Below are 17834 nucleotides of genomic sequence, written 5' to 3'. Positions count from 1 at the left end.
AAATTAATCAGTTTCATCTAAATGTTCAGCAACAGAACGATATAATTCTAATACATGATGATCTAAAAGACGATAAAAAACTTTTCTACCTCTTTTTTGATAAGCCACTAAACGCATTACTTTTAAGGTTTTTAATTGATGAGAAACTGCGGATTCACTCATTTCTAAACTGGCGGCTAAATCACATACACATAACTCATTTTGTGCTAATATTGATAGGATTCTTAAACGGTTAGAATCTCCTAATAAACTAAAAAATTCTGCCATTCTTTGTGCTTTATCACGGGCTAAAATTTGAGTCTTACAAATTTCTATTAATTCTGTTTCAAGACAATGAGGAAGACAAGGAATTAAATTATTTTTCTCTTGAATCGGTTTAAGAGGATAAGAAACATTCATGAATTGCAATTAACTTAGATTTAGCTATGACTATTGTAACAGTGTTCTTCTCATATTTTTTTTAATTTATAAACGAGAGAGTTTCGATATTTATTTGTCATAGCATTGTGCAATATATGCGTTAATCATCGATAATAGAGTGTTGATTAATTGTTATATGTAAATTTATGTTAAGAGCTGGTATTGTCGGATTGCCAAATGTGGGCAAATCCACCTTATTTAATGCCGTAGTTGCCAATGCAAAAGCCACTGCTGCAAATTTTCCATTTTGTACTATCGAGCCAAATGTTGGCGTTGTAGCCGTGCCTGATGAACGTTTGCAAGTATTAGCTAAAATTTCTAAATGTTATAAAATTGTACCTGCTACTATTGAGTTTGTGGATATTGCAGGGTTAGTCAAAGGCGCATCGAAAGGTGAAGGTTTAGGTAATCAATTTTTAGCTAATATTAGAGAAGTTGATGCCATTGTCCATGTGGTAAGATGTTTCGATGATGATGATATTATCCATGTTTCTGGCTCGGTTGATCCTATTCGAGATATTGAAGTCATTAATTTAGAGTTGGCTTTAGCCGATTTAACTCAAGTTGAGCGTAGAATTGATAGAGTTAGAAAACAAGCTAAAAATAATAAAGAAGCTGCCGAAGAATTGACGATTTTAGAGCGCATTTTACCGATTCTTAATGATGGTAAACCTGCAAGATTATTAGAATTGACTCCTGAAGAAGAAGTTATTATTAAACCTCTGGGATTATTAACCTCCAAACCTGTCATCTATGCCGCCAATGTCACCGATGAAGATTTAGCTACTGGTAACGAATGGGTTGAGCAAGTTAAACAATTTGTGGGTTCAGAAAATGCTAAAGTTGTGGTAGTCTCGGCACAAGTTGAATCTGAATTAGTAGATTTATCTCCCGAAGACAAAGCGGAATTTCTCGAATCTTTAGGAGTCACCGAAGGTGGTTTACAGTCTCTGATTAAGGCTACCTATGAGTTATTAGGGTTGCGTACTTATATTACCACAGGAGAAACCGAAACTAGAGCATGGACTATTATCGCAGGAATGAAAGCACCTCAAGCGGCTGGTGTAATTCATACTGATTTTGAAAGAGGTTTTATTCGCGCAGAAACTATCGGTTATGATGATTTAGTGAAAGCTGGTAGTATAAGTGCAGCTAAAGAGTTAGGTTTAGTTAGATCTGAAGGAAAAGAGTATATTGTAAAAGAGGGGGATGTTATGGTATTTAGGTTTAATGTTTAGTTGATATAGCAATCTTCACTTATCGCTTTTAGAGATTCATCAATGATTTAAAGATTGTTATACTTGACAGTTGACAGTGATAAAAACTGATATTTTTTCCTCAATTTAAGGTGTTATTAACAGAATAATAGTGCTTAATTTACTATGGTTGATTTTTTTTATATTGGTATTAGGATCAATTTTTTACTATCTTTATAGTATCTATTCTGCTCAAAAATTTTTTCTTTTTAATGATAATATTAAATGGGATTTTTACCCTCCTATTTCTATTTTAAAACCTTTGTACGGTTTAGAAGTTAATATAGTAGAAAATTTAACCTCTTTTATTAAACAGAATTATCCTAGCTATCAAATTATTTTTTGTGTTAGAGAAAAAGATGATCCTGTGATTAATATTGTTAATAATTTAATCGATAATTTTCCTAATTATGACTTAAAATTAGTAGTAAATAATCGTCTTATTGGTTATAACTATAAAGTTAGTAATTTAGCTAATGGTTTGGAATTTTGTGATTATGATTTAATCTTAATTGCTGATAGTGATATACAAGTAAAACCCGATTATTTAGCTACAATAATTAAACCTTTTCAAGATGAAAAAGTAGGAATAGTTACTTGTCTCTATCAATCACTGGGTAATAGTTTAGTCTCCATTATCGAATCTATTGGTATTTGCTGTGATTTTATTCCTAGTGTCTTAACGGCTAGACAATTAGAAGGAGTAAAATTCGCTTTTGGTTCGACAATTTTAATCAGAAAAAAAGTATTAGAAAAATTAGGTAATTTTGAAACTATAGCTAATAGTTTAGCCGATGATTTTTTATTAGGAAATTTAACAACAACATTAGGTTATCAAGTTATTTTATCTAATTATATCGTTACTCATAATATTGAGGAAGAAACTTTTAATAATTATTTTCTTAGACAAATTCGCTGGTTTAGGTGTATTAAAATTCAAAGATTTAAGGGCTATTTAGGTATGATATTTACTCAAGGTATTATTAATAGTCTAATTTTTATGGTGATGAGTAAATTCTCTCTCTTAAGTTTATTATTATTACTAACTACTTTTTCCTTAAGACTTATTTTAGGGTATTTAGTAGGAGTTAAATATCTAAAAAATGAAACTTGTACTCAATATTTAGGGTTAGTTTTTTTCGTGGATATTATCCGTTTTTTTATCTGGTTAATTGGCTTATTTGGCAATAAAATTCAATGGAAAGATAATCACTTTATTTTAGATAAAAATGGTCAAATCTCCGAAAGTCTAAAATCAAAGTCAAATAAATAATTTAGGCTCTTCTACAGTAGTTATAATAAATTCAGATAAAATAAACGTTATAAACTCGGCACTATTAAAGATTATAAGAATTAACAATTAAATTTGTTATAGATTCATCGTTTACATTTCCCCTGACACCTGAAACCTGACATCTTTTTCAAGGAACAATTTATCACGAATAGAAGTAACAGAGCCATAATTAATTTTTCAATTCTCTTTACTTTTTCATGTTATAATGTCCATTAGCTAAAATCCTTTTTTCTTTATCTTGCCATTAAGTTAAAAACTCTGACCATCTTAAAACTTTAAAAATTGCTAAAAAGTACAGGTTTGAGAAGAATGTAAAAAAGAGGTTAAGTCAAAAAATGCCATCACAGGAGTGGGTTTATCCCGCTTTTTTTATTGCTGTTTATTGTTTTTTCTACCTATGATTCATCCTTTAATTGCTAATATCACAGAAATTGCGCAACCTATTGCTCAACAGTTACAGCTAGAAATAGTGAACTTAGTTTTTCAAACCAATAAAAATCCTCCTTTATTACGGGTTGATATTCGTCATATTTCTGGTGATACCAGTTTAGAAATTTGTGAAAAAATGAGTCGGTTATTAGAAGAAACTCTCGACGCTAAAGATGTTATTCCTTCGGCTTATATGTTAGAAATTTCTAGCCCGGGTATTGGTGAAAACTTAACCACTGATAGAGAATTTATTAGTTTTAAAGGTTTTCCCGTCATGGTAGAAACGAATACTGAGTATAAAAAACATACCCTTTGGCAAGGTAATCTCCAAGGTAGAGACGAAAAAGCAATCCATATCAACTGTAAAGGCAAAATGGTGGCTATTCCCAGAGAGATTGTCACTAAAGTACAACTTGAAAATAAAAGCGAATAAATAATTATAAATCCTTATGAGTATAGTAAAATTACCCGGTTTAAAGATGCTGATTGAAGAAATCAGTAAAAGCAATAATTTACCTGAAAATTTAGTTAAAGAAGCCTTAAGAGAAGCATTATTTAAAGGTTATGAGCGTTTTCGCCGAGCGAAACAAGCTACAACTAATCAAACTTTTCCTGATGACTATTTTGATAATTTTAGATTAGAACTTGACATAGAAGAAGAAGGATTCCGAGTTTTAGCTCTTAAAATGGTAACTGATTCGGTGGAAGATATAGATCATCAAATTGCGTTAGGAGAAGTTCGAGAATTTAACGAAGAAGTACAATCTGGCAATGAAGTTTTAGTAGATGTAACTCCTGAGCAGAAAGACTTTGGACGTATGGCAGCCATGCAAACCAAGCAGGTATTACAACAAAAACTAAAAGATTTACAAAGAGGGATTATTCAATCAGAATTTAAGGAATTAGAAGGTACTGTTTTACCAGCTAAAGTACTTCGTTTTGAACGGCAATCTGTAATTATGACCCTTCAAAGTGCTTACGGACGACCTGAAGTGGAAGCCGAATTACCTCATCATGAGCAAATAGCTAGTGATAATTACCGTGCTAACGCTTCTTTTAAGGTTTATCTCAAAAAAGTTCGAGAAGGCTCTCAAAGAGGACCTCAATTATTAGTTTCCCGTGCTGACGCTGGGTTAGTGGTATATTTATTCGATAATGAAGTACCAGAATTTGAAGAAGGTATTGTCAGAATTGTAGCCATCGCTAGAGAAGCAAACCCCAATAATAGATCTATCAATGCACGAACCAAAATTGCCGTAGATACCTTAGACAGAGATATTGATCCTGTAGGAGCTTGTATTGGTGCTAGAGGATCTCGTATTCAAGCGGTAGTCAATGAATTAAAAGGGGAAAAAATAGACGTAATTCGTTGGTCTCCTGATCCTGCTACTTATATTGCTAATTCATTAAGTCCAGCTCAAATTGATTTGGTAAAATTAACTAATGCGGAAGAAAGACAATCTTTAGTAGTTGTACCAGATAATCAACTTAGTTTAGCTATCGGTAAAGAAGGACAAAATGTTCGTCTAGCTGCACGTCTAACGGGATGGAAAATTGACATCAAATCAAAATCAAAATATGCTGAGGAAGAATCAGAATCATAGACGTTGCATCAGCTGTAATCGTATCGCTGATCGTCAACAGTTTTGGCGTATTATTAGAAATTATCCAGAGCATCAAATAACTTTAGATAATGGTATGGGAAGATCTGCTTATATTTGCCCCCAAGCACAATGTCTAAATTTAGCCCAGAAAAAAAAACGTTTATCAAGGGTGTTGAAGGCTCAAATTCTTCCAGAAATTTACCAACAACTTTGGCAAAGACTCACAGATTAACCAAAAAGAGGATTGAAAAATTATTAAATAAAATCATTCCTCTCCCATTGAAAAAAAAATAGAGCAGACAATTAAGCCTACCCTATTATGAATTTTAGATTAAATGATTGATCTTAGAAACGAGTTGCATTAGGTTTGTGAACGATGAAACTCACAGTTTGACACTGTCTGAGGTTATCAAAAGCAATAACTCTTACATAAGAATCAGAATATTGTGCTTTACATTCACGAACTTCGTTTAACACTTCTTGGGGAGAGACAGCATTAAATAAAGGTAGTTTCCATAAAGTCCAGTGGTGATCAGTAGGTAAAGGATCTTTTTCAAATTCGATGGCAGGAATAAATCCTTGATCTAATAAGTACTGAACTTGTTTAACGATTTGTTGATCTGTTAAAGGGGGTAAATAAGATAGAGTTTCGTAACGGCGCTCTTTTGGTAAAGTTTGCATCTTTTATTCTTCCTTGTTTTCTGATTGATTAGATTTGAAGTTTGTTTCATCTACAGGAGATGACATTAATGAAGAAGATTGAGTTTGAGTTAAACGCTCTAAAAGATGACGACGATGTTCTATATTAGATTGATTAATGTTTGTTTTCACCATTTCAGGCAGAAACTCTAATACTTGCTCGGCTAGATCTTCTCTTACTGTAAGAATCCTTAATACTAACTCTTTATTTTCCTTCATCAATTCGCTGATATAGGTGTCACTATCCTGAACTTTTTTTTGATCGCTATAATCACTAAGCCAAATAGCTTGTCCGGGGTTAGTTTCCGAGAGTTGTTCAATAATGACTCTTACTGCTTGATAAGTGAGATAACTTTGCAGAACCTTTGCCGTATCCTTAACGACTTGTTTATAAGTCATAAATTTTAGTAAAGATCAGTTTTCGATGATCAGAATTTTAATAAATAAGTACAATTGCCAAGTAACTTTATTATTCTCTTTATTTGAAGAATTTTTGTTCATTAATGACTATTAATACTTATTTTTTCTGATTTTTGTACAGGCGTAATATATTACGCCCCTACTGACTACTGAATTTTAGAGAGTATCAACGGTGTCAAACTCAAACTTGATTTCTTTCCATAGTTCACAAGCTGCAGCTAATTCAGGACTCCAACGACAAGCCTCACGGAGAACGTCATTACCTTCACGAGCTAATGAACGACCTTCGTTACGAGCTTGAACACAGGCTTCTAAAGCTACACGGTTAGCGGTTGCACCCGGTGCGTTACCCCAAGGGTGTCCTAAAGTACCACCACCGAACTGTAAACAAGAATCATCACCAAAGATTTCTACCAATGCGGGCATATGCCATACATGGATACCACCAGAAGCTACAGGCATTACACCGGGTAAAGAAGCATAATCTTGGGTAAAGAATACACCACGAGAACGATCTTCTTCAACGTAATCTTCACGCATTAAGTCCACGAAACCTAAAGTTACAGCGCGATCGCCTTCTAATTTACCAACAACAGTACCAGAGTGTAAATGATCACCACCAGAGAGACGGAGACATTTAGCTAAAACTCTGAAGTGGATACCGTGATTTTTTTGACGGTCAACTACAGCGTGCATTGCGCGGTGAATGTGGAGTAATAAACCATTTTCACGACACCATCTTGCAAGAGTAGTGTTAGCGGTGAAACCACCAGTAAAGAAGTCGTGCATAATGATAGGAGTACCGATTTCTTTAGCGAATTCAGCACGTTTCATCATTTCTTCACAAGTACCTGCGGTTACGTTGAGGTAGTGACCTTTCATTTCATTGGTTTCAGCTTGTGCTTTAGAAATAGCTTCCTGTACAAATAAGAAACGATCGCGCCAACGCATGAAAGGCTGAGAGTTAATGTTTTCGTCATCTTTGGTGAAGTCTAAACCACCACGAAGACACTCATAAACTGCACGACCGTAGTTTTTAGCGGATAAACCTAATTTTGGTTTAATGGTACAACCTAAGAGAGGACGACCGTATTTGTTTAATAAGTCACGCTCAACAGTAATACCGTGAGGAGGTCCTTGGTAAGTTTTGATTAAAGCAACGGGGAAACGGATGTCTTCTAAACGTAATGCACGAAGAGCTTTAAAACCGAATACGTTACCAACTAAAGAAGTTAAAACGTTAGTAATAGAACCTTCTTCAAATAAATCTAAAGGATAAGCAACAAATACGAAATATTGATTATCTTCACCTTGTACGGGTTCAACGTTGTAACAACGACCTTTATAACGATCTAAATCCGTTAAACCATCAGTCCATACAGTAGTCCAAGTACCAGTAGAAGACTCAGCCGCTACTGCTGCCGCACATTCTTCAGGGGGAACTCCGGGTTGGGGAGTCATTCTGAAACAGGCTAATAAGTCAGTATCTTTAGGGGTGTAATCAGGGGTGTAATAAGTCAGGCGGTAATCCTGTACACCAGCTTTAAATCCATTTTTGGATCCAGCTTGTACCATTTGTCGTTTCCTCCAAATATATAATTTTTCTTTATAGCTTTATTTTTGATAACTTCTTTAATTTGAAGTTAATTTTAAGGCTTTTAGTTTTCTAAAATTAATATTATCATGAAGGGGATCATCTTCTGCGCAAGTTTTTATTTTTTTTCTCTTATTTTATATTATTATTTTTTCTGATTTTTATTAACTTAACTAATGTTATTTTCTTGAGTTGATAACTATTTAAAGGGTATAAAGACTAACTTATTTTTTTGATAACAATCCTTAATACCATTAAAACGTTATTTTATACATATTCCTTTACATATTAAAAAATAAAGAATTTTTAAATTATTAGACTAATTAAATATACTTATATTAGTTAAAAATTAATGCTTAAATAGATAATGTAGAATATGGCAATAATGTCAAATACATCGTCAATTTAACACTAAGTTTGATTTATAAAGGTATTTCTTCCTCTTCTTGCCAATCTTCCTGATTCCAGTCGATAGCTTCTGAGTCGTATTCACCATTTTGATGAGGTAAATTATCTTCTTGTAACCATTCTTGCCAATCTTCCTCCACTTCTAAGCTAGGAGAAACAGCTTGAGTGTCGGAATTAATGATGACTTCTTGAGGAGAAATTTCATCTTCCATAGGCATTTCATCCATAAAATCATCCCAGTTTTCCTCTTCCTCATTTTCTTCTTTCTCTTCATCGGAGAAAATATTTTCTTCTTCCACAATATCTGTTGATATATATACTATATCCACTGAGTTGAGATTTTCTTCTACGGGATTTTCTATTTCATTGTCAATGTCATCAATCCAATTTTCAGAAATATCCGCTTCTATTTCCTGTTTATTCTCATCTGAAGGAGTATCAAATTCAAAATCAGCAAAATCATCTTCTAAATTGTCTTCAGCTTCATTCTCAATATAATTTGTTTCTTCTTCTGAGGAGTTTTCTTCTTTTGATAATGATGATAATTCCTTAGTAAAAGTACTTAAATCAAGAGAATTTCCGCCAATTATTTGTAAAATTTGAACTAAAGTTTCTCTATTTTTATCCCAAGTTTCGTAGGCTTTTTCTACTTGTTGCTGATGAAATTGAAATACTTGATCTTCTTGAGAAAGTAAACTAAGATTATTGGTTTTAGTAGTTATTCCTCTAATTAAATTTATTTTTGTTTCTATATTCGATAGTTTATCTTTAGTTTTCGCTGAGGTATTTAACTTCAATTTTAAACTGTTACTTAAGGCTATTAATAAAATTTGTTTTAATTTTTTTTTCTTTAATAGTTCTTTTATTTCTTCATAATTATTCATTAGCTTACTCCCTAATTTTATGATTTAATTTAGATATTTTATTTAATAATTATAACTAAGATAATTTATCGGCATTTTCTTGTAAAAGAGTAAACATCTTCTGTAAACTCTGAACATTTTGTAAAATTCTTTTGTGAGATTTTTCTACTTCTTGAAAATGATTATTTTGTATTTGTTTAACATTCTGAGAATCTCCTAATTCATGATCTATTTCGTTTTGTAATAAATCTATCAAGCTACGACAAGATACTATCTGATTATGATTTTCTTCGTTATTGACAGTGGTTACTATTTCTAACTTCATCGCTTCTGACATGGCGATCGCCATAGCCTCTTCAATGTCACCACTTCTAATTTTTGCTTTAACTTCTTCAATTTTACTCATGAATAAATAACCTCAAATTTTTGCTTTCAATTAGCTTAACTTAAATTATCAATAAAAATTTACCAAAAATCAGTAATCTGATAATGCAAATCAGCTAACATAACTCGTAACAAAGGTAAACTCAAACCTATAACATTACTATGACAACCGACAATTTTCTCAACAAATAAACCTCCTTTACCCTCTAAAGCAAAATTACCAGCACATTTGAGAGGTTCTCCTGTAGCTACATAAGATTCAATTTCCGAGTCATTAAGATAAGCAAAAAATACTTCTGTAATGCCACATTGAATAACTTTTTCTTGAGTGTCAGTATTAATTAAAGCATGACCTGTATATAATTTTCCGACTTTACCTCGCATTTGTTGCCAACGAGTTATAGCAACCTTGGGGTTATCAGGTTTACCATAAATTTCTCCTTCTACTTCTAAAACAGAATCACATCCTAAAACTAAAGAAGAAGGAAAAACATTAGCCACAATTTCTGCTTTTTTAAAAGCTAAAGTATTGACTAAATCAGGAATATGAGTTAAATTAACGGAAGATTCATCAAAATTGCTATGGGAAACAATAGGTTCGATACCAACCATTCTCAATAGTTTTAACCTTGCAACGGAGGCAGAAGCGAGAACAAATTTAGTCATATAATTATTTTTAACAGTTAGGAAAAAAGTAGAGATTAACTTGATTAAGATAGTGAAAAAGATTTGGTAACAGTTTTAAATAAATCTTCCACTTTTTGCCAACGAGATTCAGTGGTAGAAATATTAAAAGTATAGAGTTTGCCGTTTTTGGTAGTGACACTAGCTAAATTATGACGATATTGATTATCTGATAATTTCACTCTATATTCCAATAAATAATAGTCTTGAAGCTTTTGTTGTCTTTTTTCGGCGGAAACTAATTCGGTTTCTCTTTGATTATTAGAATTTTCGTTAACCATTGTCATAAAACGATAACCAACGTCCGTAGGAGTGCCTAAATCTGCTAAGTTTTTATTAGGGTCAACTTTACTGATAATGACACTTAAATTTTCGCTAGGTTCAATAAAATCTCGATAAACAATATCAATACCTTCTGTTACGGTTTTTACATCTACTGACATCCAACCGTTAGGATATAAAAATTGATAACCGTCATTAATATCAACGTAACTTTGTAAACCACTAAGTGCAGATGAACAAGAAGAAAGGGTAAAGGTTATGATAACTAAGACAATAGAGATAAAAGACTTTAACATATTCAATCAAAAAATTCGTTTACTTGGTCATTATCCCACGAATATAAGTCTGTGATGAGGAAAATTTTTCCTGTTTAAACCGTGATCTCTTGAGAAATATAAAAGAAATAAATAATATATGTGCATAATTTTAAAATTTATAACTGATAAATAGTTAGACAATAAATAAACAAATTAACAACACAGATGATTAAAATACTTTCGGCAATAGTTTTATTATCTAGTTTAGCTATTTCTATTTTTCCCGTAAATGCTTTAGAATCTTTGAAAGGGAAAAATATAGTGCAATCTCTTGAGCCTAATACTTCAGAAGATTTTTATTATCGAGGAGTCGCTTTTTATGAAAAAGAAGAGTATAAAAAAGCTGTGGCAGATTTTACTAAAGCTATACAATTAAATCCCGAAGAATTTTTAAACTATCTTTATCGAGGAAAATCTTATTATTGGTTAGATGAAGAAGAAAAAGCTGTAACGGATTTAACAAAAGCCATTCAATTAAATCCTGATTCCGCCGATGGTTACTATTTTAGAGGAGAAAGTTATTTTTATTTAAAACAGTATCAAAAAGCAATCCCTGATTTTAATAAAGCGATAAAATTAGAACCAGATATATTATTGGGTTATCTTGGTTTAGGAAAAACTTTTAATGAACTTGAAGAATATCAAAAAGCGATCAATACTTTTACTCAAGCTATAAAAATTGATTCAGAATCATCGTCAATCTATCATCATAGAGCATTAGCTTATGTCTCTTTAGAAAAATATCAAGAAGGTTTAGGAGATATTAATAAAGCAATACAATTAAATCCTGATGATCCACATAACTATGTTATCAGAAGTATGAGTTATTTAGGGCTAGAAAAGCCGAAAAATGCTATCAATGATTTGCTAAAAGCCGAAAGTTTATATCAAAAACAAGGGGATGAGGAAGGAGTAAATATGGCAAAAAAAATTATCGGTGAAATAAGAGCGAATTTAAGATAGACTTCTTTTGTCTTCGTTGTTTTCCTCTATTCTTAGGGGAAAAAACTAACTGCTATCAAATTTTTTCAGGGGAATAGTTTAAGAAAATAACTAAATTTTTGATCAATTCAGAAATACCTTGAATAATTAATAATATAGGACTAATAATAATTAAAGTTTTGATAGGATAACGAGGTAAACCACTATCATCAGGAGAAATTTCGAGGATTTGCCAAGAATTAAAGACATATTGCCAAGAAAAATAGATAATTACACCACAAAAAGGAATTAAGAAAAATAAAACACCAATTATATTGATTAAGGCTTTTCTTTTAGTTGATAAATCTTTATAAAAAATGTCCACTCTCACATGATTATCTTTTTTCAGAGTATAAGCGGCGCCTAAGAAAAAAATTAAGTCAAAAATATACCATTGCAATTCGATTAAACTGTTAGATGTTAAATTTTCGCCGATAATCTTACCTAAATATCTACCAATGACATTCCATACACCAATACCAATCATAACTAAAACTAACCAATAAACAATTTTACCGTACCATTCTGTAATTAAATCGATAATTTGGGCAATTTTGATGGCAATATTCATTAACAATTAATAATTTATTTGACCGATGATCTAAAATGTTTCTACAGCAATTTTAAATCATTTGTGAATAATTAAAGATTAAAAAATAAATGTGTAAGTAAATCTTACGATATTTCAAAAGTGAAAACGAATGACTAAAATAGTATCATCTCATAACCTTTATGTTATTACTTATTTTAAGAAAATCTGAGTATATCATAACAATGTTTTAATAATGAATATGCCTCATGATTTGAGTTATATTGTTTGATTTGTTGGTTAATTTTGATAGTCTTAAAAGGGATAATTTCTACAACACTATTACTATAGGCTACTGCTTCTAAATCGGCTATAAATTCTGGAGTCCAATGATTAATTTTAACGGGAAATTGGGCATTTTTGATAATTATTTGTCTGGCAATTCCATTTAAAATTCCTGTTTCTAGGGCAGGAGTAAACCAAATACCTTCTTTATATCCCCATAAATTACCTGTACTTGTTTCTAACCAATTATGATCAAAATTAGTTAAAATACCTTCATCATAATCTTGTTTTTTTGCTTGGTTTAATGCTAAATATGAAGCTAAATAATTTCCTGTTTTATGTAATGGTAATGATCTCATTATTTGAGGATCAATAATCACTAAACCTTTAATACCTTCTGTTTGTTTTTTTGCTAAATTATCAGGTAATTGTCGCCCAATTATTAACTCTTTTCCATCGGGGAAAATGGTAATTCTTAATACTGAAAAATACTGTAATAAATGTTCTAATTCCTCTTCTATTTGATCCCAACAAGGCATAATCCAATTAAATTCAGCTATACTTATTTTTAGGCGATCGCAGTGATTTTGCCAATTAGTTAAAGGATGATATAAAGATTTTTGATAAACTCTTAAAGTGGTAAAAACCGTTGCACCGTATAACCAAGTAGAATCATTAATATCTAATGAAATATAGTTATTTTCTTTGAATTCGCCATTATAATAGAACATTAAATTATAACAATTAAATTCTATTTATATAAACTTTCTTTAGCAGAATAAGCAACACCAAGAGATATTATACGAGAAAATTGACTAGCTGAATCGGATTGAGAACTAATTTGAAAATCTTGATGAGAGTCAGCAACTAAAGAAGAGAAAAAACCGACTAAAACATAAATAATTAGACAGTTACATAAAAATCTAAATTTAGGGTTAATTTGCTTAAACATAACGAAGAACACCGACAAATATTGAGATAACCAACGTTTATATTATTTTAGACCAAAAATCAACTTAAAAAGTTTCCAAAAATACTAATAATATTTTAGTTAATAACTCAGACGGTGAATTTTTATTGATTTGGTTTGACCTAATTATACTAGAGGAAACCAATCTTCATCTAATAATTGATCTAAATTGTAAGGACATTCAGAAGGAAAAGTATCAATACCTGATTTTGCCTTGACATATTTACGAGCTTGTGTATAAATAAAAGGTATATTTTCTGCTAAATAATGATAAAAATGAGTAGTCATACGTTGATTAATTTGTCCTCGAAAACTAATTACTTCTGATTGCCAATGACGATAATTTGTTTCTCGTTCATTTTCCCAATATTGAATTAATAATAAATGTCGAATAATTTGATTTAATAGACTTTGTAAGGCTAATTTATCTCTCCGTGACAAACTTTCTAACTCCTCAATTAAATTTTCTAAATCTAGTTGATTAAACTTTTTTTCTTTTAATAATTTGATTGTTTCTTCTAACCATAAATGATCATCTATTTCATATAATTCTTTTAATTTTTCAGCAGTATTTACTATCATAATTAATCCTCATAATTAAACACGATTATCGCCAATATAAATAATTTTTAAATAATTAAAGATTCACCAATAAATTTATAAATCTATACATAACGACTAAAAGCTGACTGCTGATAGCTATAAACAATTATCTTTCTTACCAATTAACTTGACTTAGTATATATTTTAAACAATCATAGTCATTTTTTAATAATACGCTTAAAGTTCGCCCAGCCTTAACTAACCATTGTCTATCACCACCTCTTAAACGATAACTTTCTCGTAAAGTAGCAGCAATGAGAGATTCAACCGGAGTATTTTGCACTTGTAATAAGACTCGTAAAAAGTCTGGATTAGAAGTAAAGTTGATTATTTCCTCAGTATTGCAAGAAAAAACAGCTTGATGAATTTGGGGAGGACGAGGAGGCAAATATTGGTATATTTTACCATTAGAAGGACTATAACCATTATTTTCATTAGTTGGCGGCGTTTCAAAACCGATAATTACCGCCCGAAATTCTGTCTTTAACATAGCGAAAATTTGCGGTTGTTGATCCTTTAATTCTGCTAAAGTTAAACCTAATGCTCTAGCTCGATGTACTGAATCTATAGGTGCTGTTGTAACATTCGTAACTAAAGAGTAAATTTTATTGCCTGACTCTTCATCAAAAGATTTAACCCAACTGCCAAAAGGTGGCATAGCAGGGAAATTCAGCTCTTCAGGCTCTAAACATTGAGCTAAAAATTCTGTAGTTGAAGTTTCAATTACTTCTGCAATATGTTCTAAAGAACGATCTTCGTTGTTTAATTTAGGTAGTGGTAATCTCATTCCTTATTTCTTATTCCTTATTCCTTATTTCTTATTTCTTATTTCTTATTTCTTATTTCTTATTCCTTATTCCTTAGACCTCTTGCAAAATAAAAAGTAAAATCTATTTTAGGATGGAAAACTTTAATTTCTTAACTCATTACTCATTACTCATTACTTATTACTCATTACTTATTACTCATTACTCATTACTCATTACTCATTACTTATTACTCCACTTCTGCAAGAAGTCTCTTATTCCTAACTATTTCCTAATGCTAGTCCCATTACTAACATACCCAAGACAAGAAAAGGTTGAGCACTGGCTTGGTATTTAACGTCATTTTTTAAAGGATCGCGCAAAAAGTACATATCTTGAAAAGTTATTTGAGGAATTACTAATAATAACAAGATTGTTGCATAAAGATTTTGATTAAGGTAAATTAGATATGCACCCATGCCAATTTGAAAGACATCAATCATAATTACACAAATCCATGCGGCGGTGGTTATTCCAAACATCACTGGTAAGGATTTTAAACCTAATTGGCGATCGCCTTCAACACTTTTAAAGTCATTAACAACGGCGATACCTAAACCAGCCATACTGTAGATGAGAGTTAGAATAACAATAGTCCAGTTTAACTCGCCAAAGAGAGCATGACCAGCCCACCAAGGTAATGCGATGTAACTCGAACCTAAAGCATAGTTACCCAACCAACCGTTTTGTTTTAGTTTTAAAGGAGGTGCAGAATAAATATAAGAAACAAATGAACCACCCACCGCTAAACAAGTTAAAATAGGAAATTCATGATTTGCCCACACATCTAAACCATAAGCAACACCGATACCTGCAAATAATAATACTAAAATTTGCGTTGCTACTTGGGGAATACTAATAATACCTGAAGGAATGGGGCGATAAGGTTCATTAATAGCATCAATATCTCGATCATAAAAATCGTTCATAGTTTGAGTATAACCTGCTAAAAGAGGTCCTGACATTAACATACAAGTTAAAGCCATCAAAAAATCCTCAAAACTCCAGACATAACCACCAGAAGAAGCCGCACCACATACCACACCCCAAATTAAAGGAATCCATGTGATGGGTTTCATCAACTGAAGTCTAATTTGCCAAATATTTTTAGCGGTAGTTGCACCTTTCATGCCTAATAACTGCCTAGCTTTTGAGCCTTTATCATCACGATCTAACTCAACTTTTGTGTAATCCTTATTTTCTGTTTCTGTCATTATTTTTTAATAATATCGTTAATTTATTAATTTCAAATAGTATAACAATCAGTCATAGATAATTTGAGAATATAGAGTAAAAAAAATTTATTTCTATTTAATGAATGTTTGTTGATAACGTCAGTTAATAAGAAATCGTTTTAACACTACTATTATCAATAGTATTATCTAAGTTTGGAGTTTTCCAATCTTGCCCCACTTGAATAGTAATATCAGTTTTTAAAACTCCCGTACTTTCTACCACTACGTCTCCTACCCCTAAATCTGCTCTAATTCTAGCGGCAGAATAGTTATCACCTTGTTGTGCAACAATTTTAGTTTTTAGTAAAGGTTCTGTGATAAACTGCTGGGTTAAAAAGGTGCGATTATAACCTTGAGTTTGTAAATATTCTACAACCTTTAAAGCCGTTTCTTGATTTTCTTGGTTACTTTGTACGGCGATTCGTAATGTAGTAGGATCTAAATCTGTGGCAAGGTTATCATATTCTGATTCAAGATCAAAATGTTGAGCCATAACTGAGCTAATCTTATTACTATCAGGTAACCAATAACTTAACTCTCCTTCTTCGGGGGTATTAAAGTCTCCCGGTAGCATAATCATATTAACATTAGAGCGATTTTTCTTCCCTGTAAAACCTGCTAAAGCGATTAATTCATTCGTGGTGAGGTTAGTATCTAAATGAGCGCGAACTACAGATAAAATATCAGGCATTCTTAAAATAGTTCTGGGATTTAAAGCCTGTTCAATTAAAGCGCGCATGAAACTTTGTTGTCTTTGAACTCTACCAATATCCCCTAAAGCATCGTAGCGAAAACGTAAGAATTGAATTGCTTTATTTCCATCAAGATGTTGTTCACCTTTTTTCAAATCAATATATAAATGTTGACTAAAATCTGTATATTTCATGTCTTGAGGTACATATAAATTTAAACCTCCTAAAGCATCAATAAATTTTTCAATACCTTGAACATTTACTCTAATATAACGATCAATGGTCACACCATCTAATAAATTACTTACCGACTCGGCAGCTAAAGCAGGGCCACCATAATAATTCGCATCATTTATCTTAGTAACTCCTCTTCCTTCCACCAAAGTTTTAGTATCTCTAGGAATAGATAATACGGTGACATAATCTTTTTCAGGATCAAATCTTAGCAATAACATACTATCAGACAACCCTTGAAAAGAGTTAACTAAAGCATGATACCCTACATCTTCATGTACTTGATCGGGTAAATCTGAAGTTGTTACCTTAATTCCTAGTACAAGAATATTGACTGGACGGTTTAATTTAGGAATTTGGAGACTATCAAAAGTAATACTTTCTTCTTTATTAAAAACAGCTTCTTCGGCGGCGGTTAATTTTGCTTGTTTTAACGGTGTATTGGATAGAGATAAAGCTAGTATTGCTCCTGCGGTGGCAGAAAAAACGGCGATGGCACTCAATCCTAAACCAATTAATAACCAACGAGGATTGTTTTTAGAAGAGGAAGAAATCTTGACAGACTGTTGACGATGAAAAGGTTTATTTTGATGCTTTAGTTTTTCCTCTGACATTTAGTCTCCTCACACACAAAGATGATAAATATAAAATAACAATGTAACAATCTTAATATTATTTAAAGATTTTCGCTCTCTATAATAACCCATTGGTTAGAAGTTAAGGTGAAAAGCAATGTGTCAAGGGGTTTTCATAGAAAAAATTGTCCAAATTTTTCCCTTTATCTGGAAAAGGAGCAATAATCAATTTCATTCTTGGTTTTCTTTGTCTTTTGACAATTCCTAAAT

General features: G+C 31.7%; 21 protein-coding genes. 6 read left to right on the top strand and 15 right to left on the bottom strand.

Annotated elements, in window-relative coordinates; genetic code table 11:
* Positions 1–3 precede the first annotated feature (3 nt).
* A complete protein-coding gene (locus tag ACEW8E_RS14370; RefSeq protein ID WP_373481045.1) occupies positions 4–399 on the bottom strand; it encodes an ArsR/SmtB family transcription factor in 396 nt (131 codons plus the stop codon).
* 167 nt (positions 400–566) lie between these two features.
* Here ACEW8E_RS14370 and ychF point away from each other — a divergent pair, with 167 nt between their 5' ends.
* The 5 genes from ychF to ACEW8E_RS14345 all read left to right on the top strand — a co-directional run bounded on the left by ychF (position 567) and on the right by ACEW8E_RS14345 (position 5235).
* Entirely contained in the window at positions 567–1658 is a 1092-nt protein-coding gene (ychF, locus tag ACEW8E_RS14365) for a redox-regulated ATPase YchF (protein ID WP_373481044.1), read from the top strand.
* A 130-nt stretch (positions 1659–1788) separates the two neighbouring features.
* The gene (gene hpnI / locus ACEW8E_RS14360) at positions 1789–2949 is read left to right on the top strand and encodes a bacteriohopanetetrol glucosamine biosynthesis glycosyltransferase HpnI (RefSeq protein ID WP_373481043.1); all 1161 of its coding nucleotides are present in this window, start codon (positions 1789–1791) and stop codon (positions 2947–2949) included.
* Positions 2950–3367: 418 nt separating this feature from the next.
* Positions 3368–3832, top strand: a complete 465-nt coding sequence (gene rimP / locus ACEW8E_RS14355; protein WP_373481042.1) for a ribosome maturation factor RimP — start codon at positions 3368–3370, stop codon at positions 3830–3832.
* Positions 3833–3848: 16 nt separating this feature from the next.
* Entirely contained in the window at positions 3849–5003 is a 1155-nt protein-coding gene (nusA, locus tag ACEW8E_RS14350) for a transcription termination factor NusA (RefSeq protein WP_373481041.1), read from the top strand.
* On the top strand, positions 4978–5235 hold the full coding sequence (locus ACEW8E_RS14345; RefSeq protein ID WP_373481040.1) for a YlxR family protein: 258 nt from the start codon (positions 4978–4980) through the stop codon (positions 5233–5235). The genes nusA and ACEW8E_RS14345 overlap by 26 nt, the downstream gene beginning before the upstream one ends.
* Positions 5236–5348: 113 nt before the next feature.
* Here the strand turns inward: ACEW8E_RS14345 and ACEW8E_RS14340 are convergent, their stop codons facing one another.
* The 7 genes from ACEW8E_RS14340 to psbP all read right to left on the bottom strand — a co-directional run bounded on the left by ACEW8E_RS14340 (position 5349) and on the right by psbP (position 10633).
* On the bottom strand, positions 5349–5684 hold the full coding sequence (locus tag ACEW8E_RS14340) for a ribulose bisphosphate carboxylase small subunit (RefSeq protein WP_373481039.1): 336 nt from the start codon (positions 5682–5684) through the stop codon (positions 5349–5351).
* Positions 5685–5687: 3 nt separating this feature from the next.
* The gene (locus ACEW8E_RS14335; protein WP_373481038.1) at positions 5688–6101 is read right to left on the bottom strand and encodes a chaperonin family protein RbcX; all 414 of its coding nucleotides are present in this window, start codon (positions 6099–6101) and stop codon (positions 5688–5690) included.
* 177 nt (positions 6102–6278) lie between these two features.
* Positions 6279–7697, bottom strand: a complete 1419-nt coding sequence (locus ACEW8E_RS14330) for a form I ribulose bisphosphate carboxylase large subunit (protein WP_373481037.1) — start codon at positions 7695–7697, stop codon at positions 6279–6281.
* Between the two features lie 441 nt (positions 7698–8138).
* Positions 8139–9008: a hypothetical protein gene (locus tag ACEW8E_RS14325; protein ID WP_373481036.1), complete on the bottom strand. Its 870-nt coding sequence runs from the start codon at positions 9006–9008 to the stop codon at positions 8139–8141.
* 55 nt (positions 9009–9063) lie between these two features.
* The gene (locus ACEW8E_RS14320) at positions 9064–9393 is read right to left on the bottom strand and encodes a hypothetical protein (RefSeq protein WP_373481035.1); all 330 of its coding nucleotides are present in this window, start codon (positions 9391–9393) and stop codon (positions 9064–9066) included.
* Positions 9394–9452: 59 nt separating this feature from the next.
* Positions 9453–10037, bottom strand: coding sequence for a nucleoside triphosphate pyrophosphatase (locus tag ACEW8E_RS14315; RefSeq protein ID WP_373481034.1), 585 nt, complete (start codon positions 10035–10037; stop codon positions 9453–9455).
* Between the two features lie 44 nt (positions 10038–10081).
* Complete coding sequence (psbP, locus tag ACEW8E_RS14310) at positions 10082–10633, bottom strand: photosystem II reaction center PsbP (protein ID WP_373481033.1); 552 nt, start codon at positions 10631–10633, stop codon at positions 10082–10084.
* Between the two features lie 186 nt (positions 10634–10819).
* On the opposite strand from psbP, the gene ACEW8E_RS14305 reads away from it, so the two are divergent.
* Entirely contained in the window at positions 10820–11617 is a 798-nt protein-coding gene (locus tag ACEW8E_RS14305; protein ID WP_373481032.1) for a tetratricopeptide repeat protein, read from the top strand.
* A gap of 55 nt (positions 11618–11672) precedes the next feature.
* Here the strand turns inward: ACEW8E_RS14305 and ACEW8E_RS14300 are convergent, their stop codons facing one another.
* The 7 genes from ACEW8E_RS14300 to ACEW8E_RS14270 form a co-directional block, all read right to left on the bottom strand.
* On the bottom strand, positions 11673–12206 hold the full coding sequence (locus tag ACEW8E_RS14300; RefSeq protein ID WP_373481031.1) for a TRAP transporter small permease subunit: 534 nt from the start codon (positions 12204–12206) through the stop codon (positions 11673–11675).
* 176 nt (positions 12207–12382) lie between these two features.
* A complete protein-coding gene (locus ACEW8E_RS14295; RefSeq protein ID WP_373481030.1) occupies positions 12383–13180 on the bottom strand; it encodes an aminotransferase class IV in 798 nt (265 codons plus the stop codon).
* Positions 13181–13200: 20 nt separating this feature from the next.
* Entirely contained in the window at positions 13201–13401 is a 201-nt protein-coding gene (locus ACEW8E_RS14290; protein WP_373481029.1) for a hypothetical protein, read from the bottom strand.
* A gap of 144 nt (positions 13402–13545) precedes the next feature.
* A complete protein-coding gene (locus ACEW8E_RS14285; protein WP_373481028.1) occupies positions 13546–14001 on the bottom strand; it encodes a DUF29 domain-containing protein in 456 nt (151 codons plus the stop codon).
* 136 nt (positions 14002–14137) lie between these two features.
* Positions 14138–14809, bottom strand: a complete 672-nt coding sequence (locus ACEW8E_RS14280; protein ID WP_373481027.1) for an HAS-barrel domain-containing protein — start codon at positions 14807–14809, stop codon at positions 14138–14140.
* Positions 14810–15049: 240 nt separating this feature from the next.
* Entirely contained in the window at positions 15050–16042 is a 993-nt protein-coding gene (chlG, locus tag ACEW8E_RS14275; protein WP_373481026.1) for a chlorophyll synthase ChlG, read from the bottom strand.
* Positions 16043–16166: 124 nt separating this feature from the next.
* On the bottom strand, positions 16167–17603 hold the full coding sequence (locus ACEW8E_RS14270; protein ID WP_373481025.1) for an LCP family protein: 1437 nt from the start codon (positions 17601–17603) through the stop codon (positions 16167–16169).
* Between the last annotated feature and the right edge of the window lie 231 nt (positions 17604–17834).

The organism is Geminocystis sp. (assembly GCF_041753295.1).
GTDB lineage: Bacteria > Cyanobacteriota > Cyanobacteriia > Cyanobacteriales > Cyanobacteriaceae > Geminocystis.
The sequence above is the reverse complement of the archived record's forward strand: the minus strand, read 5'-3'. Positions and strand labels throughout refer to the sequence as shown.